This window comes from Mesorhizobium sp. GbtcB19 (assembly GCF_019091085.1).
Taxonomy (GTDB): Bacteria; Pseudomonadota; Alphaproteobacteria; order Rhizobiales; family Rhizobiaceae; genus Mesorhizobium.
The window spans coordinates 167519-192349 of record NZ_JAGXJY010000006.1 but is presented as its reverse complement, the minus strand read 5'-3'; the positions used below and the strand labels follow the sequence as shown (position 1 = coordinate 192349).

Here is a 24831-nt window from a genome sequence, read left to right as displayed (position 1 = left end):
TCCCGGAGTTGCTTCTTATCAGTGGCCTTCGATCAGCGCCCCATTCGAGGCCCAGACGTAGATCGCGCTGAACAGGAACAGCCAGACCACGTCGACGAAGTGCCAGTACCAGGCGGCCGCCTCGAAGCCGAAATGCTGCTTCGGGGTGAAGTCGCCGCGCCAGGCGCGGATCAGGCAGACGAGCAGGAAGATGGTGCCGATGATGACATGGAACCCGTGGAAGCCGGTCGCCATGAAGAAGGTGGCGCCATAGATCGAGTCCTTGAACGCGAACGGGGCGTGCATGTACTCGTAGGCCTGCACCATGGTGAAGAGCATGCCGAGGCCGACGGTCAGCACCAGGCCGTTGATCAGGCCCTTGCGGTCGCCATGCAGCAGCGCATGGTGCGCCCAGGTCACCGTCGTGCCCGACAGCAAAAGGATGATGGTGTTGTAGAGCGGCAGGTGGAAGGGGTCGAGGACCTCGAGGCCCTTCGGCGGCCAGACGCCGCCGGTGAAGGCGGTGCGGGCATACTGATTCGCCTCGCTGGGGAACAGGCTGGCGTCGAAGAAGGCCCAGAACCAGGCGACGAAGAACATCACCTCGGAGGCGATGAACATGATCATGCCGTAGCGCAGGTGCAGCGACACGACGCGCGTGTGGTGGCCCTCATGCGCTTCCTTGATGGTGTCCGACCACCAGGCGAACATCGTGTAGAGCACGATGATCAGGCCGATGAAGAACAGCCATGGATTGGCGATGTTGTGGCCGAAGATCGGAAATGGGCCAAGTTTGGGATCAAGATACCGCATCAGGCAGACGCCGCCGATGGCGGTGATCAGCGCGCCGATCGAGCCCAGAAACGGCCAGGGGCTCGGGTTGACGAGGTGGTAGTCGTGTTGTGGTTTTGCGTGCGCGTCTGCCATATCAACCCCCGAGGCTTGCTTCGGTATCGGAAACTTTGTTGGTGCTGCTGCCGGCGGCCGGCGTGGACGAGGCGACCGGCTGTTTCTTTTCGACCGGGAACATCGTGTAGGACAGAGTGATGGTCTTCAAGTCCTTGAGTTCCGGCACGTTGACGATGTCCGGATCGACATAGAACACGACCGGCATGTCCAGCGTCTCGCCGGGCTTGAGCGTCGTGTCGGTGAAGCAGAAGCACTCCACCTTGTTGAAATAGGCGCCGGCCATTTCAGGCTGCACGTTGAACGAGGCGCGGCCGGTGATGGCGCGGTCGAACTTGTTGGTGGCGCTGTAATGCGCCTGCGCCGTCGCGCCGATCTTGATCGTCACCGAGCGGGCGACCGGTTCGAACTGCCACGGAATGCCGTTGGTGTTGGCATCGAAGCGGATGGTGATGTCGCGGTCGAGCACGCGGCCGGCATATTGCTTTTCGGCACGCTGCGTGGTGCCGCCATAGCCGGTGACCTGGCAGAACATCTTGTAGAGCGGCACCGCCGCATAGGCCATGCCGACCATGCCGGTGAAGAAGGCAAGGCAGACGGCGGCAACGATGCCATTGTTGACCTTGCGGGGCTTGCTCAACTCGCCGCTCATCAGCCGCCTCCCAGCAGGCCGGAGCCGGTGATGCTGGCGCCGTGGTGGCCGAAGCGCACGATGGTGACGACGTAGAAGATGATGACCAAAGCCGCCAGCGCAATGCCGATGGCCACAGAACGGTTGCGGCGCGCCTTCCGCTGGCGTTCGGTCAAGGTGACCAGTTCGAGCTTCTTGTCGGCCACGATCATGCGCCCCCCATCATGAGGGCGCGTGCGACCACGCAGTCGACGAGGAAAGCGGCGAAAATGGCGAAGAGATAAAGCAGCGAGTAGGCAAACAACGCCTTGGCCGGCTTCATGGCGCGGTCGTCGTCGCGCATGCCCAGCACCTTCCAGGCATACCAGACGAAGCCAAGGCCGAGGACCGCCGAGACGACGCCATAGCCGGCCGTGCTGTAGCCAAGCGCCCAGGGCAGCACGCCGACCGGCGCCAGGATCAGCGCATAGGCGAAGATCTGCCTGCGGGTCGACGCCTGGCCGGCGACGTTCGGCATCATCGGGATGCCGGCCCGCGCATAGTCGTCGGATTTGAACAGCGCCAGCGCCCAGAAATGCGGCGGCGTCCACAGGAAGATGATCAGGAACAGGATCACGCTTTCGAGGCTGACCGACCCGGTCACCGCGGCCCAGCCGATCACCGGCGGGAAAGCGCCAGCCGCACCGCCGATGACGATGTTCTGCGGCGTCCAGCGCTTCAGCCACATCGTGTAGATGACGGCATAGAAGAAGATGGTGAAGGCAAGCAGCGATGCCGACAGCCAGTTGACCAAGACGCCGAGCGTCATCACCGAAAGCGCCGACAGCACCAGGCCGAAGGTCAGCGCCTCGCCTGGCGTGACACGGCCGGCCGGCACCGGGCGGGATGCCGTCCTGGTCATCACCGCATCGATATCGGCGTCGTACCACATGTTGAGCGCGCCAGAGGCGCCGGCTCCTATGGCGATTGCCAGGATGGCGACCATCGCGATCAGCGGGTTGATGGCGACGGGCGCCGCGACCAGGCCGACAAAGGCGGTGAAGACGACCAGCGACATGACGCGCGGCTTCAGCAGGGCGAAGTAATCGCCCGCTGTCGCTTCCGATATGCGAAAGCCCGCGTCCTTCATCAATCCGTCGTCGGCAAGGGCCATGCGTACTTAAAGTCCATTATTCCGTTGGCCAAGACCGCCGGCAGGCCGGCGGTCCCGTATTTCAGGCGGCCGCCTACTTGATCTTCGGCAGCTGTTCCCACTGGTGGAAGGGCGGCGGCGAAGGCAGCTGCCATTCGAGCGTCGTGGCGCCCTCGCCCCATGGGTTGGCGCCAGCTACCCGCTTCTTCTGGAACGCCTCGAACACACCGTAGAGGAAGATCATGACGCCGATCGCCGAGATGTAGGAGCCGATGGACGACACATAGTTCCATCCGGCGAACGCGTCAGGATAGTCGACCGTACGGCGCGGCATGCCGGCAAGGCCGAGGAAATGCTGCGGGAAGAAGATCAGGTTGACGCCGACGAAGGTGACCCAGAAGTGGGTGTTGGCGATAACCGGCGAATACATGTAGCCGGTCATTTTCGGGAACCAGTAGTACCAGCCGGCGAAGATCGCGAACACGGCGCCCAGCGACAGCACGTAGTGGAAGTGGGCGATCACGAAATAGGTGTCGTGCAGCGAGCGGTCGAGGCCTGCATTGGCGAGTTGGACGCCAGTGACGCCACCGATGGTGAACAGGAAGATGAAGCCCAGCGCCCACAGCATCGGCGGCTTGAAGGAGATCGAGCCGCCCCACATGGTGGCGATCCAGGAGAAGATCTTCACGCCGGTCGGCACCGCGATGACCATGGTGGCGAACACGAAGTAGCGCTGCGTGTCGAGCGACAGGCCGGTCGTGTACATGTGGTGCGCCCAGACGATGAAGCCGACGGCGCCGATCGCGACCATGGCGTAGGCCATGCCGAGATAGCCGAAGACGGGCTTCTTCGAGAAGGTCGAGACGATGTGGCTGATGATGCCGAAGCCCGGCAGGATCAGGATGTACACTTCGGGATGGCCGAAGAACCAGAACAGGTGCTGGAAGAGCAGCGGATCGCCGCCATTGTCCGGCACGAAGAAGGAGGTGCCGAAATTGCGGTCGGTGAGCAGCATGGTGATGGCGCCCGCCAGCACCGGCAGCGACAACAGCAGCAGGAAGGCGGTGACCAGCACCGACCAGGCAAACAGCGGCATCTTGTGCAGCGTCATGCCGGGCGCGCGCATGTTGAAGATGGTGGTGATGAAATTGATGGCGCCGAGGATCGACGAGGCGCCGGCGATGTGGATCGACAGGATCGCCAGATCCATGGCCGGGCCTGGCTGGCCCGAGGTCGAGAGCGGCGGATAGATCGTCCAGCCGCCTCCCACGCCAAAAGCACCTGGCGCGCTCGGCATGAACATCGAGGTCAGCAGCAGGATGAAAGCCGGCGGCAGCAGCCAGAAGGAGATGTTGTTCATGCGCGGGAAGGCCATGTCCGGCGCACCGATCATGATCGGCACCATCCAGTTGGCGAAACCGCCGATGAGGGCCGGCATGACCATGAAGAAGATCATGATCAGCGCATGCGCCGTGCCGAAGGCATTGTACATGCTCTTGCCGCCGTCGATGGCGGCGTCGCCGTTCATGCCGTAAACCATCTGCGCCAGACCCGTGAAGATCTGGATGCCGGGCTCCTGCAGCTCCATGCGGATGACGACCGAAAGCGCGCCGCCGATGATGCCGGCGCAGATCGCGAAGATCAGGTAGAGCGTGCCGATATCCTTGTGGTTGGTGGAGTACACCCACCGGACCCAGCCATGATAGGGCTTGTGGTCGTGGTCGTCGTGAGCTGCAGCCTCTGCCATGTTCCGCTCCGTTCCCTAAATCTTGCTAACCCGCGGCATCAGTTGCCGGCGGCCGCTACCTTGTTGGTACCATCGACCTCGGCCATCAGCGCCTTGTTGGCGCCAGGCACGTCGGTCTTGGCCGTCGCCAGCCAGGTCTTGAACTGCGCCTCGGAGACGACGCGGATCGCGATCGGCATGAAGGCATGGTCCTTGCCGCAGAGCTGCGAGCACTGGCCATAGTAAAGGCCTTCCTTCTCCGCCTTGAACCAGGTCTCGTTGGTGCGGCCCGGCACCGCGTCCATCTTGATGCCGAAGGACGGCATGGCGAAGGAATGGATGACATCGGTGGCGGTGATCAGCACGCGGGTCATGGTGTTGACCGGCACGACCAGCTCGTTGTCGACCGCGAGCAGCCGCGGATAGAGGCCACGGTCTTCCTTGCCGGCCTTGGCGCGGTCGGAATCCTGGAGAATCGCCGAGTTGAAGGAGAAGGTCTTGTCGACCTGGTATTCGTAATCCCAGTTCCACTGGTTGCCGGTTGCCTTGACGGTGAGCTTGGCTTCTTCCGGCGGCGTGTACTGCGCGGTGAGCAACTGGAAGGAGGGAATGGCGATGAGCAAGAGCACGATCACCGGCCCGACCGTCCAGATCACTTCGATCAGCGTGTTGTGGCTGGTCTTGGACGGCACCGGGTTGACGCTGGCGCGGAAGCGCATGATGCAGACCAGCAGAAGCACCAGCACCAGGATGGTGATCGGGACGATGAACCACATGGTGTAGTTCCCGAACCGCTCGATCTGCCGCATCATGTCGGTCGCCGGAGCCTGGAAGGTCATCTCCCATTCTTTCGGCTGGTCGGCACGGGCCGCCACACTGGAGAAGAGCACGGCCGAAGCTGCCGTACCTGCCAAGAATTTAGCGCTTGCCAGGAATTTCCTCATCGCCCTCTCGTCTCCCACTTCCCGCGATCTGGTCGCACCAATAACGGACGATGCCGGAATTGGGAATCCCGGTCTGTCCCTTGGGTGGTTCAAACCATACTCTATTTCCCTCCGCAAGAAAGGAGCGGAGGAAACCGTGCGGCATTTTTGCGCGCAAGCCGAAGGCCATGTTCGGCACCCGCCACGTGATCTGCGCAATGGTCGCAATTCGGGCGAATTTGCTTTGGAAAAGCACGCAATTGCCGGTATCGGGGCGGGCCGGCGACGGTCTCGTCCTTTACTTGGCCCCGGCGCGGCTTAAAGTGCCGTGATTCGCAATGGAGCCGTCATGACTTCCTGGCTTTCGAGAACCCTGGCGAAGGTCGTCCTTGCCGTCGCCTTGCTCGGTGTCGGCGTAGCCGTTGGCGCCGCCGCCTCGCCGAACAATGCCACGCCGCCCAGCGGCACAGTCAAGTCGACGCATGGCGCGTGGTCGATCATCTGCGACACGCCGGCGGGCGCGACCTCCGAGCAATGCGTGATGATGCAGAACGTCGTCGCCGAGGATCGCCCTGAAATGGGCCTTTCGGTCGTGGTGCTGCGCACCGCCGACAACAAGGCCGAGATCCTGCGCGTGCTGGCGCCGCTCGGCGTGCTCCTGCCCAACGGCCTTGGCCTCAATGTCGACGGCAAGGATATCGGCCGCGCCTATTTCGTACGCTGCTTCCAGGACGGCTGCTATGCCGAGGTGATCCTCGAAAAGCCGCTGCTCGACACGCTGAAGAGCGGCACGTCGGCCACCTTCATCGTCTTCCAGACGCCGGAAGAAGGCATCGGCATCCCTGTCGATCTCAAGGGCTTTGCGGAAGGCTTCGCCGCCCTACCTTGATCTTCTTGCCCATGCGCCGCTCCCGACGCTGAGGTCGGTGGCGAATGCGCGTTTGGCTGCCAGGAGGCTCAAATGCGCGCGACGCGATCCATTTCCATCACAGGTCTGGCGTTGGCCGGCGCGGTTTCGGCGGCACGGGCCGAGGATGCCGAAATCCTCCAGGCGCCCGACCCCGCGACGGTCCTCGACATCGCCAAGGGTTTCGGTTCGGCCAGGATGGAGAAAGACGACAATGGCGATCCGATGATTTCCGGACGGGTCGAGGGCGTCAAATACGTCATCTATTTCTATGGCTGCGAGAACCATGAGAACTGCAAGTCCTTGCAGTTCTCGACCGGTTACACCGACCCGCTCACCGCCGACCAGGCCAATGCCTGGAACGAGAAGTACCGCTGGGTGAAGGCCTATTCCGGCGACGGCTCGAACTTCAAGATGGATGTCTCCTTCGCCGGCGGCATCACCAGGGCCAATCTCGAGCAGCAGTTCGCCAACTGGGACTCGATGGCCGGCAACATCAAGGACTTCGTCAACGAGAAGTGAGCCGCAATCGCCGGCATGACCCTGTTGGCGATTGTCTGGCGGCTGCTTCGCGCCTACATCCGGTGCAACGATTTGTTTCCATGAATGGACCTGCCATGAACAGCCTGATCGGCCAATTCGACATTTCCGACGATCGCGTCAAAGAGATCGTCGCCGAGACCATCAAGGGCGCCGACGACGGCGAGCTGTTCCTCGAATACAGCGAGAGCGAGGCGCTGATGTTCGACAATGGCCGGCTGAAGACGGCCAATTTCAACACAGATCAGGGTTTTGGCCTGCGCGCCGTGGCCGGCGAAGCCAGCGGCTATGCGCATTCGAGCGATCTTTCCGAAGCCTCGCTGCTGCGCGCCGCCGATGCGGTTTCGGCGGTCAAGGGCGGCTATTCCGGCCAGCTCGCCGGCGCGCCGGCGCGCACCAACCGCCACCTCTATGGCGACGAGAACCCGATCCCCTCGCCGTCCTTCGAGGCCAAGGCCAAGCTCTTGCAGGAGATCGACGGCTGGCTGCGGGCGAAGGATCCGCGCGTGCGCCAGGTGACGGCCTCGCTCGCCGCCTCGTGGCAGCATGTCGAGATCGTGCGCGGCGACGGCCAGATCGTGCGCGACATCCGCCCGCTGGTCCGCATCAACGTGTCGGTCGTGGTCGGCAGCGGCGACCGGCAGGAGAGCGGCTCCTATGGCATGGGCGGCCGCAAGAGCTTTGGCGAGTTCGTCAGCGAGGAAAGCTGGAAACATGCCGCAAGCGAGGCGCTGCGGCAGGCGCTGGTCAATCTCGAGGCGGTTCCCGCGCCAGCCGGAACGTTCGACATCGTGCTCTCCAGCGGCTGGCCGGGCGTGATGCTGCACGAAGCGGTCGGGCATGGGCTGGAGGGCGATTTCAACCGCAAGAAGACCTCGGCCTTCGCCGGCCTGATGGGTAGCCAAGTTGCGGCGAAGGGCGTCACCGTGGTCGATGACGGCACGATCCCCGAGCGGCGCGGCTCGCTCACCGTCGACGATGAAGGCACGCCTTCGGCGCGCAACGTGCTGATCGAGGACGGCAAGCTGGTCGGCTATATGCAGGACCGCCAGAACGCCCGGCTGATGGGCATGAAGGCGACTGGCAACGGCCGGCGCGAAGGCTATGCACACCAGCCGATGCCGCGCATGACCAACACCTACATGACCGCGGGCGACATGGAGCCGGACGAGATCATCGCCTCGGTCAAGAACGGCATCTACGCCGTGTCCTTCGGCGGCGGCCAGGTCGACATAACGTCCGGCAAGTTCGTGTTCGGCTGCACCGAGGCCTACATGATCGAAAACGGCAAGGTGACGCAGCCGATCAAGGGCGCGATGCTGATCGGCAACGGTCCGGACGCCATGCACCGCGTCAGCATGATCGGTAACGACATGAAGCTCGACAACGGCATCGGCATGTGCGGCAAGGCCGGACAGGGCGTGCCGGTGGGCGTCGGCCAGCCGCATCTGCGGATGAACCAGATGACGGTGGGCGGCACCAGGGTTTGAGGCCTGAGGCAATATGACTTGAATTCGACCCTGACGTCATCTATCTTACCTTTGTCTTACACAGGTAGGGTGCCATGTCTGCGTCTGAAAAGCTCACTACCACCGTCTCGACCAAGGGGCAGGTGATTTTGCCCAGCGCCATCCGGAAACGGAGAGAGTGGGGCGCGGGAACGAGGCTTGAGGTTGAGGAAACGCCGGAAGGGGTGCTTTTGAGGCTAGCGCCTGCATTTGCTGCGACGCAGCCGAACGATGTCTTTGGCTCCCTGCCATCCCGCGGCGCGCCGAAGACACTGGAAGAAATGGACGCGGGCGTGCTCGCCGAAGCACGGCGACGCCATGCTCGCGATTGATACGAACGTTGTCGTTCGCTACCTGACGAACGATCATCCCGAGCAGTCCGCGCGCGCCAGGCGGTTGATCGACGGTCAACCGGTCTTTGCCGCCGTCACGGTGGTTCTGGAAGCCGAGTGGGTGCTACGCAGCGCTTATGGTTACGACCAGGCCGATATCGTCAGAGCATTACGGAAGTTTGGCGGGCTTCCCACGGTCGAGATCGAAGACGCTCCTGTTGTCTCTTCCGCGCTGGGTCTGGTCGAGGCGGGGGTTGATTTCGCGGATGCGCTGCATCTGAGCAAATCAGCCCATTGCACCGGCTTTGCAACCTTTGACCGCAATTTCGTAAAAGCTGCAAAAGCGGCTGGGTCTGAAGGTGTGCGGGAAGTATAGGCTTGGCGATCGGGAATTCACCACGCCGGAGTGTTCGGCCTGGCCGATGTTCGCATTTCGGCTTGAACGCCGACCGCACCTTGAAGTGAACACAATCGTGTTAGGACATTATTAATAGTTTAATTGGCGGGGCTGGCGTTCGCGCATTAGGCTGTCGCCAGTCTCCTCGTTGCGGTGGTGTGTTGGCAGTGAAGCAATCCCCTTACGTCCTGACTTCTTCCTTCCTGTTTGGCCTTGTTTCGTTGGTTGGCGTTTCATCGCTCAGTGTCAGCCCGGCGGCGGCACAGTCGACGCTGTTCAAGCGAATGTCGGCGCCACCTGCCGCCGGTGCGAGTTCGGCCACGGTTGGCGCAAGCACCAGCGTTCCATATGGCTGGCTCGATTTCTGTCATCGCCGGCCCAAGGAGTGCAAGGTGCCCGCTCTGCCGGCCGCGAGCGTCAAGCTGACCGCGCAGAACATGCGCACCCTCCAGCGGGTCAACCAGAAGGCTAACCGCTCCATCAAACCCGTCAGCAACTACGACCACTGGGGCACGATGATGGACCATTGGGACTATCCGACGGACGGCAAGGGCGACTGCAAGATCTACGCGCTCTATAAGCGCAAGCTCCTTCTGCAAGCGGGCTTCCCCCGGCAGGCGCTGTTGATGACGGTCGTGCGCGATCTCAACAATGAGGGCCACACGATCCTGACGGTGAAGACCGACAAGGGCGATCTTGTGCTCGACAACCTGGCCGACGAGGTCAGGCCGTGGAACGCCACCGGCTATTACTTCCTGAAGCGCCAGTCGCAGCAGAACCCGAACACCTGGGTTTCGATCAACCAGCGTGGCGGCACGGCGAAACGGCTGACTCCGAGTTCGTAGACCGAATACCTGCCAGATATGCGCAGCCTCCCAAAGGGAGGCCAACGCGCCAAGCGGTTCATCGTGTCACGGAAACGCCGAACCGCTCTAACTCTTTGTTTTTACGCAATTCCGGACGGAAAACCGCTCACACTTTTCCTGGAATTGCTCTAGCCGCTAGGCACTTTTCCTGGAATTGCTCTAAGCGGTCCGCCATTGACCGGCTGACGCACCGCCAACTGGCAATCCCCGCCTTTCAAAACCACGGACCGGACTCCGGCCCATGCAACGGAGGCTCCGCCCAGCCGCGCCGGCCTACTGCTTGCAGGGCGGCTCACCCGGCTGCCCGCAGACAGGCTTCTTGTTTCCTTGCTGCTGCTGCTTGGGCTCCTGCGACAGACGCCGCTCCTGCGGCTGGACTTGAACCTTGGGCTGCGCGCGGAACTCCTGTTTCTGCGGCTTGAAGTTCCGCTGGACGTTCACCTCCGCGCCGGCGGAACCTTCCTCGTTCTGCGGCCGGCGGAACTTCCTGCCCACGTCGTTCCCGCCGGCCGAGCCCTGATTCTCGTTGGAGAACACGTCCGGATTGTTCCTCCTGAACCGCTTCTGCATACTCGGCCCATTGTCGGCCGGCTCACCATTGACGGTAGGCAGTCTGCGGAGCTTCTTGACGTTCCCGTCGATCGAGCCCTGGGACTGGTCGGAGAACACGTCCGGATTGTTCTTCCTCATGTGCTTCTGCACGATCGGCCGATTGTCGGCCGGCTCACCGTTGACGGTCGGCAGCTTGCGGAATTTCTTGCCTTTGTCATTTCTGTTGGCCGAGCTCTGATCGCCCGGTTCGACGATGGACTGGCCGACCGACAAATCCTTGCGCGTCAGCTTCTTCGGTTTGCCGTTGCCCTGGTCGGACAACGCATTCGGGTTGTTTTTCCCGAACCTCTCCTGGGCGCTCTGCCCATTCTCGACCGGCGCGCCATTGACGGTTGGCAGCTTGCGGACCTTGCCTTTCTTGCCCTGATCGTTGCCAGCCCCATTCTGCTGGCCGTTGCCGGAAATGGCGGCACCGGCATTTCCGGTCGCCTCCTGGTTGCCCTCCACAATGCCTTTCTTGCCAAGCAGCTTCCTGGACCTGTCGTTCGGCAGATTCTGGCCGTTGAGCACCGGCTTGCCGTTGACGAGCGGCAGCGTGTTGCCATCGGCTCCCGGCAAGGCGTGGTCGGTTCCGAGCTTACGGGCGGACAGGTTCTTCGACAGCGGAACCGCAGCACCAGGCTGCTGGCCCTGCGTTACACCCTGGCCGGGTTTCAGCGGCAAGCCGCTCTTAATCTGGCCGCCCTGATTCTGATCGAACTGGGACTGACCGGATATGGCCGCCCTCTTCTTCAAGAGCGGCGGCAGCGCGACCTTGGCCGCCAGCGCTGCGCCGGCACCGATGGCAGCTCCGGTGATTTTCTGGCCTGTGGTGAGGCCGCCCTCGGTATTGCCGTTTGGCTGTCCGGCCTGACTAGCGGTCTCGTTGCGGATCGTGGTGTTGTTGATGACGGTCGTGTTGTGGATGTTGTTGAAGATGATGTTGTCCGGCGGCGGCACGATGTTGCGCGGCGGGTTGACCCACACGGGCACCGGCACGAAGACCGGCACCGGCAGAACGAAAACGTCGACCGGCGGCCGTGGCGGCGGCAGCACGATGAAATCCGGCGGCGGCGGCGGCAGGAAGATCACCGCGACCGGCGGCGGCGGATCGAAGTCGTAGTCCGGATCGTCGAAATAGAGCACCGGACGGTCGACATAGATGATTTCCTCCGGCGGCGGCGGCGGCACGTCATAGACGATGACGGTGAAACTCGACGGCGGCTCGAGCTCGGCGTCGAAATGCTCCAACCGGCGGCGCGCGTCCCAGGCATGCGGGCCATGCGGATAGCGGTCCAAATAGGACCAGTAAGCCTCCGGCGTGTCGCGCATCCAGGTCTGGCGCCAGGTGATCGCCTCGCGCCGCGCGGCGATGATGGCGCGCACCCGCTTGGCCATCGGATCGTGCGGATAGGCGGCGAGGAAATCCTGGTAGCCGCGCATCGTGTCGCGGTCGAGGGCCGCCACATAGGCATCGCGGGCATCGAAATCGCGGATTTCCCTGGTCCGGTTGGCTTGGTCTTCGGCCTCGGAAACCTTGGGCGCGGGCGCATCCGACGCCCGGTCGAAGAACACGAAAGGCGCACTGATCTTCGAGGCGTCCCAAGGCACTTCAGCCCCTTGCGTCACCTCGTTGACGCGCAGGCGCGTACGGTCGAACACGTCTTCGAGCGGCAGGCCGCCCTCGCGCATCATCTCGGCGAGCGCCTGCGCATAGGCGCCATACGGTCCCTTGCCCTCGGGTGCCGCGGTTCCCGGCGCGGAATTGAAGGCAATCAGCATATTCGGGTCGGGGTCGACCAGCGCGAGACCGCCGGCCAGCGGCTCTTTCGTCTGCGGGAACTCATTCGGCCGCGCCGCGTCAAGCACGATGACGTTGACCTTCGTCGGCAGGGCGGCAAGCGGTCGGGTGAGGTCGGAAACCCGAATGGCCTGGAGCGGCACATCGGCGGGATTGGCGATGTTGGCGTCAACCGGCAGGAAGTAGTTTTCACCTTCGAACTGCGCGCCATGACCGGCGAGGTAGACGAAAACGACCGCGTCGGGACCGGCGGCCGAAACCTTGGCGAGAAAATCGCGGAAGGCGCCGCGCAGCGATTCCTGGTCCACATCGCGCGCGCCGACCACATCGAAGCCGGCTGCCTGCAGGGTCTGCCCGATCAGGCCCGCGTCATTGGCGGCCGTCGCGAGTTCGCCGGATTGATAGGCGCCATTGCCGATGACGAAGGCCAGCCGCTTTTCACCTTGCGCCAGCGCCCCGGCGGCGGAACCGGCCATGAATATGAGAACGACGACGAGGCCAAGGAATTTCTGAAGCGTGCGCATTGCAATCCGCCATCCATTCGCAACGGTAACGCTCCAGGGACCGGAACGTTTCCCAGACGACATAAATTTATGGCTCGCAAAAAGGCGTCTTTGGGGCGCAATTTCGTCGAAAGAACAGAGGTTTCACAAATTTCTTGCGAACCGCTGGTTGTGGATTATCGCCGCCGCTTCGGCTTTTCCAAGAGCGCCACGGCCTCGACATGCGGCGACCATAGGAACTGGTCGATCGGCGTCACGCGCTTCAGCGTGTAGCCGCCGTCGAGAAGGATGCGCAAATCGCGCGCGAGCGTCACTGGGTTGCAGGAGACGGCGGCGACCAGCGGCACGTCGGAGCGGGCGATCTGCTTCGACTGATCCTCGGCGCCGGCGCGCGGCGGATCGAAGACCAGGCCATCGAAGGCGTTCAACTCCTTGAAGGTCAGCGGCCGGCGGAACAGGTCGCGGCGTTCGCTGGTCACCCGCTTCAGGCCGCTGGCGAAGCGGAAGGCGCGGTCGAGCGCGGCGAGCGCGGGACCGTCGCCCTCCACGGCATGAACCTCGGATTTCGCCGCCAGCCGGAGCGCGAAGCTGCCGCAGCCGGCAAACAGATCCGCAACCTTCTTCGCGCGCGCCACATGTTGGCCGACAAGGCCCGCCATCGTCTCCTCGGCGGCTTCCGTCGCCTGCAGGAAGGCGCCGGGCGGCACGGCGACCGCGACCGATCCGAACTGCACCACCGGCTTCTTCGGCTCGACGACGATCTCGCCGTCGACGGAAAGCCGCGCCAGGCCCTCGGCCATGACGAAATTCGACGCGATACGGCGCTGGTGGTCGCCCAGCTTGCCGGCATCCTGCACGGCGATGTCGAGGCCGGAAGCGGTGACAGTCACCGTCATGTGGAAGGCTTTCGGCGTGGCGCAGACCAATCCGGCCAGGGCGCGCAATTTATCGAGCGCCGCGACGATCACCGGCAGCGAGATCGGGCATTCCTCGATCGGGATGATCTCGGAGGACAGCGCGCGCACGAAGCCGAGCAGCATGCCGGCCTCGGTGCGTCTGGCGCTGAAGGTGACGCGGCGCCGGCTGTGCGGCGCGCAAGGCACCAGCGCAGCGATCTCGCAAGCGATGCCCTTGGTCTTCAGCGCCTGCACGACCTTCTCGCGCTTCCATTGCCGGTAAGCCTCGGCCTCGTAATGCTGCAGCGCGCAGCCGCCGCATTCGGTGAAATGCCGGCAGGCCGGATCTACCCTGAACGGCGAGGGTTCGAGCACCGACATCAGCGTGGCGCGGTCCTTCTGCCGCGCGGCGGTGACAGTTTCGCCCGGCAGCGTGAACGGGATGAAGACCTCCCCGCCCTCGGCATTGGCGATGCCGTCGCCCTGCGAGCCTAGCCTGGCGATGGTGAAGCGTGTGCTCATCGCGATCCCTTTACGGCGGCGAGCAGGAACTCGCGGTTGCCGTCGCCGCCTTCGATCGGCGACGGGTGCAATCCGAGCACGCGCCAGCCAAGGACGCCGGCGAGCCAATCGCGCAAGCTCACGGCAACGCGCTCAGCGTCTTCAGGCTCCTTGAGCAGCCCGCCCTTGCCGATCGCCTCCCGCCCGGCCTCGAATTGCGGCTTGACCAGAAGGATCGCCCTGGCGCCCTCGCCCGCCAATTCCAGCGCCGGCGGCAGCGCCAGCTTCAGCGAGATAAAGCTTACGTCGCAAACCAGGAAATCCGGAACGCGGCCGCCGAGATCGGCCGCCGTCAGATCGCGGGCGTTCAGCCCTTCGATCACGGTGACGCGCGGACCAGCGGCAATTTCGGGATGCATCTGGCCGTGGCCGACATCGATTGCCGTGACATGCGCCGCGCCACGCTCGAGCAGCACCTGGGTGAAGCCGCCGGTCGAGGCGCCAACGTCGAGCGCCTCGCTGCCGGATGGGTCGAGGCCGAAACGGTCGAGGCCGGCAATCAGCTTCAGGGCGGCGCGCGACACATAGGCCTGCGCCGGATCGTCGATGGCGACCAGGCAGTCCGGCGCGACGGGCTGGCCGGGCTTGCGCGCAACGATGCCGTCAACCGTCACCGTGCCGCGCTCAATCGCGTCGCGGGCCCGCGAGCGGCTGGCGAACAGGCCGCGCCCGACGAGCAATTCGTCGAGCCGCTGGCGCTGGCTTGATGGCAAAGGGGAACTCATCGGCCTTCATTGGCGAAAGCCGGGCGCGAACGCAATGGGTTGAACACGGCGCGATAGGCTGCAGAATGCCGACGCGACGGGCCGTCGATCGGACGGGCGGAGGTGACGATGCTGAAGGGTACTTGTCATTGCGGCGCGGCCCACTGGACGCTGGAGGGCGATCCCGGTGGAATCACCGCCTGCAATTGCACGCTTTGCCGCCGCTACGGCGCGCTCTGGGCCTATGATTATCTCGACGAACGAATTCGCATTGCCGGACCGCTGAAGTCCTACACGCGCGCCGAGGTGGCCGAACCCGCGCTGGAAATCCTGTTCTGTCCGACCTGCGCCTGCGTGGTCGCCTGGCGCGGCCTGGGTTCCGGCGAGAGCGGCCGCACGCGCATCGCCGTCAATGTCAGGCTGGCGCCGCCGGAGGACGTCGCCGACCTGCCGATCGACCATTTCGACGGCCTGGACAGTTTCGACGACCTGCCGCGCGACGGGCGCTGCGTGCGCGATATGTGGTTCTAGAAAATGGTGCGCGAGACCTGGCGCTCGACCGCCGGCATCAGGCCGTCATTGCCGGAAGCCTCCTTGCGCGGCGGCTCAACGGGAGCGGGCGCGGCGGGCGCCGCTTCCGGGAGCAGGACAAGCTGCGGCCTCTGCTTGTAGGAGAAGCCGCCGCGGATGTTGCCCATCTTGCCGGCGACGATGTCTATCGCCGCCTTTTCGATATTGCGATCGTAACGCGTTTCGGCTGCCACCGGCGCAATCATGGCCGCCAAAAGGGCCATGCCGCAAATGAGCGACTTCATTGTTCCTATTCCCCTGCCTAGGACCAAGGTCTTAGCAGGGCGCCGTTGAAAATCGGCCAAGAGACAGGGTAAGCGAACCGCCAAACGGAAGCGTTAACAAAAGATTACCGGCAACAGCCGACAAACCGATTCAAGAAGTTGAGATTTCGATTCAGGCGCGCTGCGCCTGCGCGCCACGGCCGAGCGCGGCAAAGACCGTGTGCACGATGCCTGCCGCGTCCAGGCCGGCATCGGCATACATTTTTTCGGGCTTGGCGTGGTCGCTGAACACATCCGGCAGCACCAGCGGGCGCACCTTGAGGCCGCTTTCCAGCAAGCCTTCATGGGCAAGGAAATGCAGCACCTGGGCAGCGAAGCCGCCGATGGCGCCTTCCTCCACGGTGACCAGCACTTCATGCGAACGGGCGAGACGCCGGATGAGATCCTCGTCCAGCGGCTTGGCGAAGCGGGCGTCGGCAACGGTGGTGGAGAGGCCCGCCGCGCCGAGTTCCTCGGAGGCGATAAGGCAATCCTGAAGCCGCGTGCCGAAGGAGAGAAGCGCTACCTTGGTGCCCTCTTTCACGATGCGGCCCTTGCCGATTTCAAGCACCGAGCCACGCTCCGGCATGTCGACGCCGACGCCGTTGCCGCGCGGATAGCGGAAGGCGATCGGGCCGTCGTCATAGGACGCCGCCGTGCGCACCATATGGCGAAGCTCGGCCTCGTCCGCCGCGGCCATGACGACGAAGCCCGGCAGCGTCGCGAGAAAGGTCGTGTCGAAGGCGCCGCAATGGGTGGCGCCGTCAGCGCCGACGAAGCCGGCGCGGTCGATCGGGAAGCGCACCGGCAGTCTCTGGATCGCCACGTCGTGGACGACCTGGTCGTAAGCGCGCTGCAGGAAGGTGGAGTAGATGGCGGCAAAGGGCTTGTAGCCCTCGGTGGCCAGCCCGGCGGCGAAGGTCACAGCATGCTGCTCGGCAATGCCGACATCGAAGGTTCGCTTCGGAAACACCTCGCCGAACAGGTCGAGGCCGGTGCCGCTCGGCATGGCGGCGGTGATGGCGACGATGCGCTCGTCCTCGCGCGCTTCCTGGATCAGGCCTTCGGCGAACACCTTGGTGTAGGCCGGCGCGTTGGCCGGCGCCTTGGCCTGCGCGCCGGTGATGACGTCGAACTTGTTGACGCCGTGATATTTGTCGGCCGCAGCCTCCGCCGGGGCGTAGCCCTTGCCCTTCTGGGTCACGACATGGATCAGCACCGGGCCGTCGGCATTGTCGCGGACATTCTTCAGCACTGGAATGAGGTGCTCGAGATTGTGCCCGTCGATGGGGCCGATGTGATAGAAACCGAGCTCCTCGAACAAGGTGCCGCCGGTGACGTAGCCGCGCGCATGCTCGACCGCGCGGGTGATGGCGCGGTCGGCGCGCTTGCCGAGATAAGAGGTCAGCTTCTTGCCGAAATCGCGCAGGCCGAGATAGGCCTTGCCGGAGGCGAGCCTCGCCAGATAGGCGCTCATCGCCCCGGTCGGCGGCGCGATCGACATGTCGTTGTCGTTGAGGATGACGATCAGGCGGGCATCGAGCGCGCCGGCATTGTTCAGCGCCTCAAAGGCCATGCCGGCCGACATGGCGCCGTCACCGATGACCGAAATGACGTTGTTGCGGCCGCCCGACAGGTCGCGCCCCATCGCCATGCCGAGGCCGGCCGAAATCGAGGTCGAGGAGTGCGCGGCGCCGAACGGGTCGTATTCGCTCTCGGCCCGGCGGGTGAAGCCGGAAAGGCCGCCTTCCTGGCGCAGCGTGCGGATGCGGTCGCGGCGGCCGGTCAGGATCTTATGCGGATAGGCCTGGTGGCCAACGTCCCAGATCAGCCGGTCTTGCGGCGTGTTGAAGACGTAGTGCAGGGCGACGGTGAGCTCGACGACGCCGAGGCCGGCGCCAAGATGGCCCCCGGTCTGCGATACCGCATCGATCATCTCAAGGCGCAGTTCGGAGGCGAGCTGCGGCAGCTCGCTTTCCTCAAGCGTGCGCAAATCCGCCGGGATGCGGACCTTATCGAGAAGCGGTGTTTGCGGCTTTGGGCTCACTCAGGCGCGACCTGCTGAAATCCGTTGAACACGGCGCTAGCAATGAATTGCGCCATAATCATGCGCGGCATAGGCCGCCAGCGGGTGAATGTAAATGCGCGTCAGTGACGCGCATTCCTTTGCCACCACCTAAGGCGGGTCGAGATTCAGGTCAGGCCGAGTCGAAAATGGCGGGTTCCGAGAACCGGAGCGGAGCGTACTAAAGTACGTGAGCACCGGAAGCGCAGGAAACCGCGATTTGCAGGTCGGCCTCACCTGAATATCGACCTGCCTTAGCCTTCCGGCAGCGGGATAAACTCCTCCTCATCGCCAGGAACGATATCGAAGCGGCCTGTCTTCCATTCCTCTTTGGCCTGTTCGATGCGTTCCTTCGAGGACGAGACGAAATTCCACCAGATATAACGCTTGGAGCCGAGCGAAGCGCCGCCGAACAGCATGAAATGCGCGCCGCGCTCGGAAGAAACGACGATTTCCTCGCCGGGCTTGAACACCAGAAGCCGCTCGGCCGGGAAAATGTCGCCGGCGATCGAGACGTCGCCTTCCAGCGTGTAGATGGCGCGCTCCTCGGCATCGGCCGGAATTTTCACGGCAGCACCCGCCGCCAGGCGCAGATCGGCATAAAGCGTCTCCGAAGCGGTCGCCACGGGCGAGCGCCATCCTGAGAACTCGCCGATGACGACGCGGCCGCTGACGCCCTCGGCGTCGATCTCGGGCAGACGGGCCATCGACGTGTTGGCGAAAATTGGAGCGATCTCCTCCTTGCCGTCCGGCAGCGCCAGCCAGGTCTGCAGGCCGGACACCGACATCGGCGCGCCGCGTAATTCCTCCGGCGTGCGCTCGGAATGGACGATGCCACGTCCGGCGGTCATCAAATTCACGTCGCCGGGCGCGATCACCATTTCGGTTCCGAGCGAGTCGCGATGCCTGATCTTGCCGTCGAACAGGTAGGTGACGGTGGACAGGCCGATATGCGGATGCGGGCGAACGTCGAGCGCATGGCCGGCGCGCAGGATGGCCGGTCCCATACGGTCGAAGAAGATGAACGGCCCGACCAGCCGGCGCTTGGCCGTCGGCAAGGCCCGGCGCACCTCGAAACCGCCAATGTCCTTGGCGTTCGGAACAACCATCAACTCGATCTGGTCACAGGCGAAGGCATCGCCGGGTTCAGGATCGTTTCCCGGAAAGAAGCTCATGTCGGGTCCTCAGGCGAAACGGAGCGCCGACCTGGCCTTCGCCTTGGCGGCCTCTTCCTCGCGATTGCGCGGTTCCTGATTGGTCTCGAGCGAATCGATGAGCTCGCGCGCGATCGCCGCGATCGCCTCGACGGCATGGTGGAAAGCATGCTCGTTGCGCTTCGAGGGTTTCGTCGTACCGCTCAGCTTGCGCACGAATTGCAGTGCTGCATCATGCACTTCGTCATTGGTCGCCGGCGGTTCGAAATTGGCCAGGGTCTTGATGTTGCGGCACATGGCTTGAACTCCTTACCTGCTTACTCTGCCCACCCTGTTGCAAATTATTCCGCGTCGAGCGGCTCCGTTCCCACCGGCTTGCCGTCGCGCGACAGCCTGATCTTCTCGACCTTGTCCTCGGCCGCCTTCAGGAGGCGGTCGCAATGCGCCTTCAACGCCTCGCCGCGCTCATAAATCCTGATCGACTGGTCGAGCGGGACGTCGCCGCGCTCCAGATCATCGACGATCTTCTCCAGCGCGTCGAGCGCCTGTTCGAAGCTCATCGCCTTGACGTCCTCATTGCCTTCCACTGCCATACCCTATCCCTTCATCAGCCGCCCGACATGGGCGGCGACTGAAAATGCCAGTCCCTGCAGATCGTAGCCGCCTTCCAGCAGGCTGACGAGCCGGTTGCCGCTGTGGCGGCCGGCGCGCTCCATCAATTGCCCGGTCGCCCAGTCGAAATCATCCTCGGTCAGGTTGATCTCGGCCAGCGGATCGCGGTGGTGCGCGTCGAAGCCGGCGGAAATGATGATCAGATCCGGCGCGAAAGCATCGATGGACGGCAGCACGCGCGACAGGAAGGCGTCGCGGAACAGATCGCTGCCGGTGCGCGGCGCAAGCGGCGCATTGACGATGTTGCCGGCGCCGGTCTCGCTCTTCGCGCCGGTGCCCGGATAAAGCGGCATCTGGTGCGTCGAGCAGTAGAGCACCGACGGGTCGTCCCAAAAAATGTCCTGCGTGCCGTTGCCGTGATGGACGTCCCAGTCGACGATGGCGACGCGCTCGGCCTGGTGCTTCTTCTGCGCGTAGCGGGCGGCAATCGCCGCCGTGTTGAACAGGCAAAAACCCATCGCCGTGGTCTTTTCGGCATGGTGGCCGGGCGGGCGGGCGGCGACGAAGACGTTGGCGGCGCGGCCCTCGAAGACGTCGTCGACGGCCGCGTTGGCGCCGCCGATCGCCGTCACCACGGCCTGCCAGCTTTTCGGGCTGGCGCTGGTATCGGCATCGATCGAGACGATGCCGTTTTCAGGGATGGCGGCGCGCACGCGCTCCACGAAATTTTCCGGATGCGCGTAGAGGATGGTTGCCTCGTCGCCTTCCGGCGCCTTGACGCGGTCGAGCGCCGAAAACGCCTCGTCATCCAGCACGCGCTCGATGGCGCGCAAGCGGTCAGGCCGCTCGGGATGGCCGGGCGGCGTGAGGTGTTCGAGGAAGATCGGGTGCGTGTAGAGACGTGTGGCCATGGCGCCTAATCTAGGCACCTGCGGCCTGGATGACCATGTTTGAAAGCCGAATGGCTGGGGAAAATTGCGTCAGCCCGTGTCGCCAGCGCCATTGGCTGGCGCCGGACTTCGCGGTAAGGTCACTCTGCTGCCTGGTGCCCGCGACGCGGGAGAATCGGGAACACGGTTGAATTCCGTGGCGCGCCCAACGCTGTGAGGGGGACCGCGCCGGCAAAGCCACTGTCGAAAGACGGGAAGGCGCCGGATGCGGGATGATCCCGAGCCAGAAGACCGGCCTGGCAGACACATGGTTATCCGCTTGGTCAGGCGGATGACTGCTTGTCGCAAGGGGAAAAGCGATGACGGCAGCAGCGATCGCCGCGAGCGGCGATGACTTTGACCAATTGGCGCGCGACGCGGTCTATCGGGCAATGTTCACCAGGCGTGACGTGCGCAGCCATTTTATCGCCGACGATCTCGACGATGCCGTGCTGGCGCGGCTCATCACCGCCGCGCATCATGCGCCTTCGGTCGGCTACATGCAGCCGTGGAATTTCATCGTCATCCGCGATGGGGAGCGACGGCGGCAGGTGCGCGACCTGTTCCTCGCCGCGCGCGAGCAGGAACTGCCGGCGATCGAGGCGGAGCGGCAGGCGCTCTACCGCAAGCTCAAGCTGGAAGGCATCTGCGAAAGCGCGCTCAATCTGTGCATCACCTGCGACCGGCAGCGCTCGAAGGACTCGCCGCTCGGGCGCTGGCACAATCCGGAAATGGATCTCTACAGCACCGTCTGCGCGGTGCAGAATTTCTGGCTGGCGGCGCGGGCGGAGGGCGTCGGCGTCGGCTGGGTGAGCATCATCGAGACCGAGGCGCTGAAGCGGCTGTTGTCGATCCCCGAACATGTCACGCCGATCGCCTATCTGTGCGTCGGCCGCGTCTCGGCCTTCGCGCCGAAGCCGGACCTCGAGGCGCATGGCTGGGGCAAGCGCCTGCCGCTGCCCGAACTGGTGATGAGCGAGACGTTCCGCGGCGCCGGCGAAGCGCCGCTCAAATCGGCGATCGCAAGGCTTGGCGGCTCTTAGAACGTTTGACGCAATTCCGGACGGAAAACCGTTTCACACTTTTCCTGGAATTGCTCCCGAAGCTCTGATCAAGCCGCTCGGGGCGTATCCCAGCGCGAGCCGCCGCCGAAAGAGCCCAGCGCCTTGTCGCGCAGCTCCCTGAACTTCGACGAGGCCTCGGCCAGCCGCCGGTCCCATTCGGGGTTGGGCGTCTGGCCTTCGATGGCTTCGAAATAGACCTGCATCAGCGAAGCGATGGCGAAGGGCTCGATGAAGGCCGCCTTGAAGGCCCAGGCAAAGACGATCGCCAGCACGAAGGCCCAGCCGGCAAGCTGGCCCGGCATGACCCAGAGGATGGCGGCCGCGGGCGCCAGCATCAGCAGGAAGATGACGAAGGACACGCCCCACATGATCACCGCCAGCCAGACGGCGTTCTTGACCATGTGCTTGCCGTTCTGCGCGTAGAGCACGACGCCCTGCCGCGCCGTCTCGAAGGGCGAGTTCGAATTGATGCGGATGTTGTAGCCGAGGATGATCTCGTCGACATAGGTCAGCGAGATGCGGATGACGGTGTTGATGAAGCTGACGATGCCGCTCAGGCCCGGGATGGGCAGAAAGGCGGCAACGCCGCCGATCAGGCCGGTGATGGCGCGGATGGCGCCCTTGACCAGCTGGTCGACGACGAAAAGGATGTTGGCCTCGGCGAAGCGCTGGGTCACCACTTCCTTGGCATAGGCGATCTGGCCCTGGCCGTCGGGAACGTCATGGCCGTCGATCAGATGCACCATGACGGCGATATGGCCGGCTTTCAGCACATAGAGGATGTATTCGCGGATCCAGTAGACGGCGATCGAGACGACGCCGAAGCCGACCACACCGCCCCAGAGGGCAAAGGACACCGGGCCGTCCGGATCGGTCGAGATGTGGCCGACGCCGTAGCCGACGCTGGCGCCCGTGCCGGTCGCCATGATGTAGGCAACCGTGATGCCGAAATAGACGATCATGCGAAAGACGATGAACGGCCATGTCCGCATCATGATGGACACAGACCGGCCAATGCTGAAGTCCCACATGCCCCGACTCTCCACACCCTAAGAGTTGGCGGTGGAGGATGCTCTCGCCCTGGCTGTTGTCAATCACGGCAGGGTTGCACCGGCCCGAAACCGGTGCACAACCCGGTGGCTTGGTTACCCAAGCGTGCGGTCAAGGCTTCTTGCGCAAGCCTTCGAGCAGTTGCTTGAACGCCGCGATCGCCTTCTTCGACGTCGCTTCGGGATCCTTGGAATTGGCAATGCGCTGCGCTGCCTGGCTGCTGGCGCCGTTGATCAGCCGCGCAGCCGTCTCCGGATCGAGGTCGGCAACGACCACGCCCTCATCCTGCAATGCGGTCAGGTGATCGGTCATCGAGGCCGTGCAGGCACTGGCGTTCGGCCATTGCGCCGGATCGCCGAGCACGGCCGGGCCGTCGCGAAACATGATGCGCTGGATTTCCGGCTCCAGCGCCAGCTCGATGTAGGTGGTGCATTCGTCGACGAAATGCTGCCAGCGGGTCGGCGCCTTCGAGGCCACCTCGTTGACGCGTACGGCCATTTCGCCGTCGATCTCGGCGATCACCGCCTGCAGCAGTCCCTTCTTGTCGCCAAAATGATGGTAGAGCGCGCCGCGCGTCAGGCCGGCCGACGCGGTGAAATCGTCCATCGAGGCCTCGGCATAGCCGATCGTGCCGAAAGCGTGGCGGGCGGCCGCGATCAGCTTGGCGCGTGTCTCGGCGATCATCTCCTTGCGCGGTCTGTGCATGGCTCTGGCCCTATTCACATACGCACCGTATGCCAATTGACATACGCGGCGTATGGACTATCTGACATTCATACGCAGCGTATGTAGTTGTGGTATGCACCCTTGTCGAGGAGCAGGATCATGCGAAACCCCTATTCGGACATCTTTCGGGCCCCCGGCACGAAGGGCTTCGCCGCGGCCGCTTTCGTCGCCCGCTTGCCGATCGCCATGGCGCCGATCGGCATCGTGGCGATGCTGTCGCAGACGCATGGCGAATACTGGCTGGCGGGAGCGGTCTCCGCGACCTACGCGCTGGTCAACGCCTTCCTCTCGCCGCAAGTGTCGCGGCTGGTGGACCGGCGCGGCCAGACGGCGATCGCAGCACCCATGACTCTCATCTCGGTCATTTCCTTCGCGACACTGATCGCGGCCGCCAACCAGCACTGGCCGGTCTGGACCTTGTTCCTGTCCGCCCTGCTTGCCGCCGCCATGCCCAGCATTCCCGCCCTGGTCAGGGCGCGCTGGACCGAGATCTTTCGCGACCGACCTGAGCTCAACACGGCGTTTGCCTTCGAATCGGCCGCCGACGAACTGGTCTATGTTGCCGGCGCCTCGCTGTCGGTAGGCTTGAGCGCGGCGCTGTTTGCCGAAGCCGGCATGGTGGTCAGCACGCTGCTTTTGGCGCTTGGCTCGGCGGCCTTCCTCTTGCAGCGTTCGTCCGAGCCGCCAGTGCGTCCGGCAGAACATGGCGCGACCGGTTCGGCGATCAGCCTGCGGCCGGTCCAGATCATCACCTTCGCGCTGATCTTCGTTGGCGCGACTTTCGCCACCACCGAAGTCACCACCGTCGCCATCACCAAGGCGCTCGGCCAGCCGGAGGCGGCAAGCCTGGTCATCGGCGTCTATGCGCTGGGATCCTTCGTGCTCGGCATCATCGTCGGGGCGCTCAGCCTGAAGGCACCGCTGCAACGGCAACTGGCGGTCGCCGTCTCCGTGATCGCGCTCACCACGCTGCCGCTGCTCTTCGCCGAGACAGTGCCGACGCTGGCGCTGGCGGTGTTCATCAGCGGCGTCGCGATCTCGCCGACCTTCATCACCGCCTTCGGCCTGATCGAACGCCACGTGCCGCCGGCAATGCTCACCGAAGGCGTCACCTGGGTCACGACCGGGATCGGCATCGGCATGGCGCTCGGCTCCTTCGCCGCCGGCTGGATGGTCGACAATTTCGGTCCGCAGAACGGGTTCTGGGTTTCCGTTGCGGCAGGCGCGATCGCGCTGGTCACCGTGCTCGCCGGCCAGTGCCGGCTGGCGACGGACGATGGCGATGCGGACAGGGGCGAAGCGGTGGTCCTGGCGGAGTGACGGTTGCTCGGCCGTCCGATCATCATCGCAGACGTTGGCAGTTAGCCGAGACCTAAGCGACGTCGTCATCCACGGGCGGAGCGACGCGAAGCGGAGCGCAGACCCGAGGATCCATTCCGTGATCTCGATCGTAAAGTGCAGCGGAGCAGAATTCTGAACCGTCGCAACGCGTCAA

26 protein-coding genes and 1 riboswitch are annotated in these 24831 nt (G+C 64.1%); of the genes, 9 read left to right on the top strand and 17 right to left on the bottom strand.

Going from position 1 to position 24831, the window contains the following annotated elements:
- Window positions 1-18 precede the first annotated feature (18 nt).
- The 6 genes from KVT37_RS13600 to coxB form a co-directional block, all read right to left on the bottom strand.
- Window positions 19-906: a cytochrome c oxidase subunit 3 gene (locus KVT37_RS13600; RefSeq protein WP_217573649.1), complete on the bottom strand. Its 888-nt coding sequence runs from the start codon at window positions 904-906 to the stop codon at window positions 19-21.
- A gap of 1 nt (window position 907) precedes the next feature.
- A complete protein-coding gene (locus KVT37_RS13595) occupies window positions 908-1537 on the bottom strand; it encodes a cytochrome c oxidase assembly protein (RefSeq protein ID WP_217573647.1) in 630 nt (209 codons plus the stop codon).
- Window positions 1537-1728 carry a hypothetical protein gene (locus KVT37_RS13590; protein ID WP_217573645.1) on the bottom strand — a complete coding sequence of 64 codons (192 nt, stop codon included), beginning with the start codon at window positions 1726-1728 and terminating at the stop codon, window positions 1537-1539. The genes KVT37_RS13595 and KVT37_RS13590 overlap by 1 nt, the downstream gene beginning before the upstream one ends.
- Complete coding sequence (locus tag KVT37_RS13585) at window positions 1725-2669, bottom strand: heme o synthase (RefSeq protein WP_217573643.1); 945 nt, start codon at window positions 2667-2669, stop codon at window positions 1725-1727. Before KVT37_RS13585 ends, KVT37_RS13590 begins: the two co-directional genes overlap by 4 nt.
- Before the next feature lie 73 nt (window positions 2670-2742).
- Entirely contained in the window at window positions 2743-4395 is a 1653-nt protein-coding gene (gene ctaD, locus KVT37_RS13580) for a cytochrome c oxidase subunit I (protein WP_217573641.1), read from the bottom strand.
- A gap of 38 nt (window positions 4396-4433) precedes the next feature.
- Entirely contained in the window at window positions 4434-5435 is a 1002-nt protein-coding gene (coxB, locus tag KVT37_RS13575) for a cytochrome c oxidase subunit II (protein ID WP_254634000.1), read from the bottom strand.
- 211 nt (window positions 5436-5646) lie between these two features.
- Here coxB and KVT37_RS13570 point away from each other — a divergent pair, with 211 nt between their 5' ends.
- The 6 genes from KVT37_RS13570 to KVT37_RS13545 all read left to right on the top strand — a co-directional run bounded on the left by KVT37_RS13570 (window position 5647) and on the right by KVT37_RS13545 (window position 9826).
- Entirely contained in the window at window positions 5647-6186 is a 540-nt protein-coding gene (locus KVT37_RS13570; protein WP_140647278.1) for an invasion associated locus B family protein, read from the top strand.
- A gap of 72 nt (window positions 6187-6258) precedes the next feature.
- Window positions 6259-6726, top strand: a complete 468-nt coding sequence (locus KVT37_RS13565) for a YbjN domain-containing protein (protein ID WP_217573637.1) — start codon at window positions 6259-6261, stop codon at window positions 6724-6726.
- A gap of 95 nt (window positions 6727-6821) precedes the next feature.
- Window positions 6822-8234, top strand: coding sequence for a metalloprotease TldD (gene tldD / locus KVT37_RS13560; protein ID WP_217573635.1), 1413 nt, complete (start codon window positions 6822-6824; stop codon window positions 8232-8234).
- Window positions 8235-8308: 74 nt separating this feature from the next.
- Entirely contained in the window at window positions 8309-8584 is a 276-nt protein-coding gene (locus tag KVT37_RS13555) for an AbrB/MazE/SpoVT family DNA-binding domain-containing protein (protein WP_217573633.1), read from the top strand.
- On the top strand, window positions 8571-8960 hold the full coding sequence (locus tag KVT37_RS13550; protein WP_217573631.1) for a type II toxin-antitoxin system VapC family toxin: 390 nt from the start codon (window positions 8571-8573) through the stop codon (window positions 8958-8960). Before KVT37_RS13555 ends, KVT37_RS13550 begins: the two co-directional genes overlap by 14 nt.
- Window positions 8961-9148: 188 nt before the next feature.
- The gene (locus KVT37_RS13545) at window positions 9149-9826 is read left to right on the top strand and encodes a transglutaminase-like cysteine peptidase (RefSeq protein ID WP_217573629.1); all 678 of its coding nucleotides are present in this window, start codon (window positions 9149-9151) and stop codon (window positions 9824-9826) included.
- Window positions 9827-10120: 294 nt separating this feature from the next.
- On the opposite strand, the gene KVT37_RS13540 is transcribed toward KVT37_RS13545, so the two are convergent.
- The 3 genes from KVT37_RS13540 to KVT37_RS13530 form a co-directional block, all read right to left on the bottom strand.
- Window positions 10121-12763: a caspase domain-containing protein gene (locus tag KVT37_RS13540; protein WP_217573627.1), complete on the bottom strand. Its 2643-nt coding sequence runs from the start codon at window positions 12761-12763 to the stop codon at window positions 10121-10123.
- Between the two features lie 155 nt (window positions 12764-12918).
- Window positions 12919-14160 (bottom strand): class I SAM-dependent RNA methyltransferase, encoded by a 1242-nt coding sequence (locus KVT37_RS13535; RefSeq protein ID WP_217573625.1) that lies wholly within the window; start codon window positions 14158-14160, stop codon window positions 12919-12921.
- Entirely contained in the window at window positions 14157-14924 is a 768-nt protein-coding gene (locus KVT37_RS13530) for a TlyA family RNA methyltransferase (protein WP_217573623.1), read from the bottom strand. Before KVT37_RS13530 ends, KVT37_RS13535 begins: the two co-directional genes overlap by 4 nt.
- Before the next feature lie 108 nt (window positions 14925-15032).
- On the opposite strand from KVT37_RS13530, the gene KVT37_RS13525 reads away from it, so the two are divergent.
- On the top strand, window positions 15033-15434 hold the full coding sequence (locus KVT37_RS13525; RefSeq protein WP_217573621.1) for a GFA family protein: 402 nt from the start codon (window positions 15033-15035) through the stop codon (window positions 15432-15434).
- On the opposite strand, the gene KVT37_RS13520 is transcribed toward KVT37_RS13525, so the two are convergent.
- The 6 genes from KVT37_RS13520 to KVT37_RS13495 all read right to left on the bottom strand — a co-directional run bounded on the left by KVT37_RS13520 (window position 15431) and on the right by KVT37_RS13495 (window position 20478).
- Window positions 15431-15718: a hypothetical protein gene (locus KVT37_RS13520; protein ID WP_217573619.1), complete on the bottom strand. Its 288-nt coding sequence runs from the start codon at window positions 15716-15718 to the stop codon at window positions 15431-15433. The two genes, KVT37_RS13525 and KVT37_RS13520, sit on opposite strands and share 4 nt — an antisense overlap.
- 151 nt (window positions 15719-15869) lie before the next feature.
- Complete coding sequence (gene dxs, locus KVT37_RS13515) at window positions 15870-17783, bottom strand: 1-deoxy-D-xylulose-5-phosphate synthase (RefSeq protein ID WP_217573617.1); 1914 nt, start codon at window positions 17781-17783, stop codon at window positions 15870-15872.
- A 272-nt stretch (window positions 17784-18055) separates the two neighbouring features.
- The gene (locus KVT37_RS13510; RefSeq protein WP_217573615.1) at window positions 18056-18976 is read right to left on the bottom strand and encodes a pirin family protein; all 921 of its coding nucleotides are present in this window, start codon (window positions 18974-18976) and stop codon (window positions 18056-18058) included.
- A gap of 9 nt (window positions 18977-18985) precedes the next feature.
- On the bottom strand, window positions 18986-19252 hold the full coding sequence (locus KVT37_RS13505) for a DUF2277 domain-containing protein (protein WP_217573613.1): 267 nt from the start codon (window positions 19250-19252) through the stop codon (window positions 18986-18988).
- 44 nt (window positions 19253-19296) lie between these two features.
- On the bottom strand, window positions 19297-19548 hold the full coding sequence (locus KVT37_RS13500; RefSeq protein WP_040991103.1) for an exodeoxyribonuclease VII small subunit: 252 nt from the start codon (window positions 19546-19548) through the stop codon (window positions 19297-19299).
- A gap of 3 nt (window positions 19549-19551) precedes the next feature.
- The gene (locus KVT37_RS13495) at window positions 19552-20478 is read right to left on the bottom strand and encodes a histone deacetylase family protein (protein ID WP_217573609.1); all 927 of its coding nucleotides are present in this window, start codon (window positions 20476-20478) and stop codon (window positions 19552-19554) included.
- A gap of 115 nt (window positions 20479-20593) precedes the next feature.
- Window positions 20594-20772, top strand: a riboswitch (cobalamin riboswitch).
- Between the two features lie 44 nt (window positions 20773-20816).
- Between KVT37_RS13495 and bluB the strand changes: the two genes are divergently transcribed.
- The gene (bluB, locus tag KVT37_RS13490) at window positions 20817-21539 is read left to right on the top strand and encodes a 5,6-dimethylbenzimidazole synthase (protein WP_217573607.1); all 723 of its coding nucleotides are present in this window, start codon (window positions 20817-20819) and stop codon (window positions 21537-21539) included.
- 68 nt (window positions 21540-21607) lie between these two features.
- On the opposite strand, the gene KVT37_RS13485 is transcribed toward bluB, so the two are convergent.
- Window positions 21608-22591 (bottom strand): hypothetical protein, encoded by a 984-nt coding sequence (locus KVT37_RS13485; protein WP_217573605.1) that lies wholly within the window; start codon window positions 22589-22591, stop codon window positions 21608-21610.
- Between the two features lie 130 nt (window positions 22592-22721).
- Window positions 22722-23315, bottom strand: coding sequence for a TetR/AcrR family transcriptional regulator (locus tag KVT37_RS13480; RefSeq protein ID WP_217573603.1), 594 nt, complete (start codon window positions 23313-23315; stop codon window positions 22722-22724).
- Between the two features lie 120 nt (window positions 23316-23435).
- On the opposite strand from KVT37_RS13480, the gene KVT37_RS13475 reads away from it, so the two are divergent.
- A complete protein-coding gene (locus KVT37_RS13475; RefSeq protein WP_217573601.1) occupies window positions 23436-24656 on the top strand; it encodes an MFS transporter in 1221 nt (406 codons plus the stop codon).
- The last annotated feature ends 175 nt before the right edge of the window (window positions 24657-24831 follow it).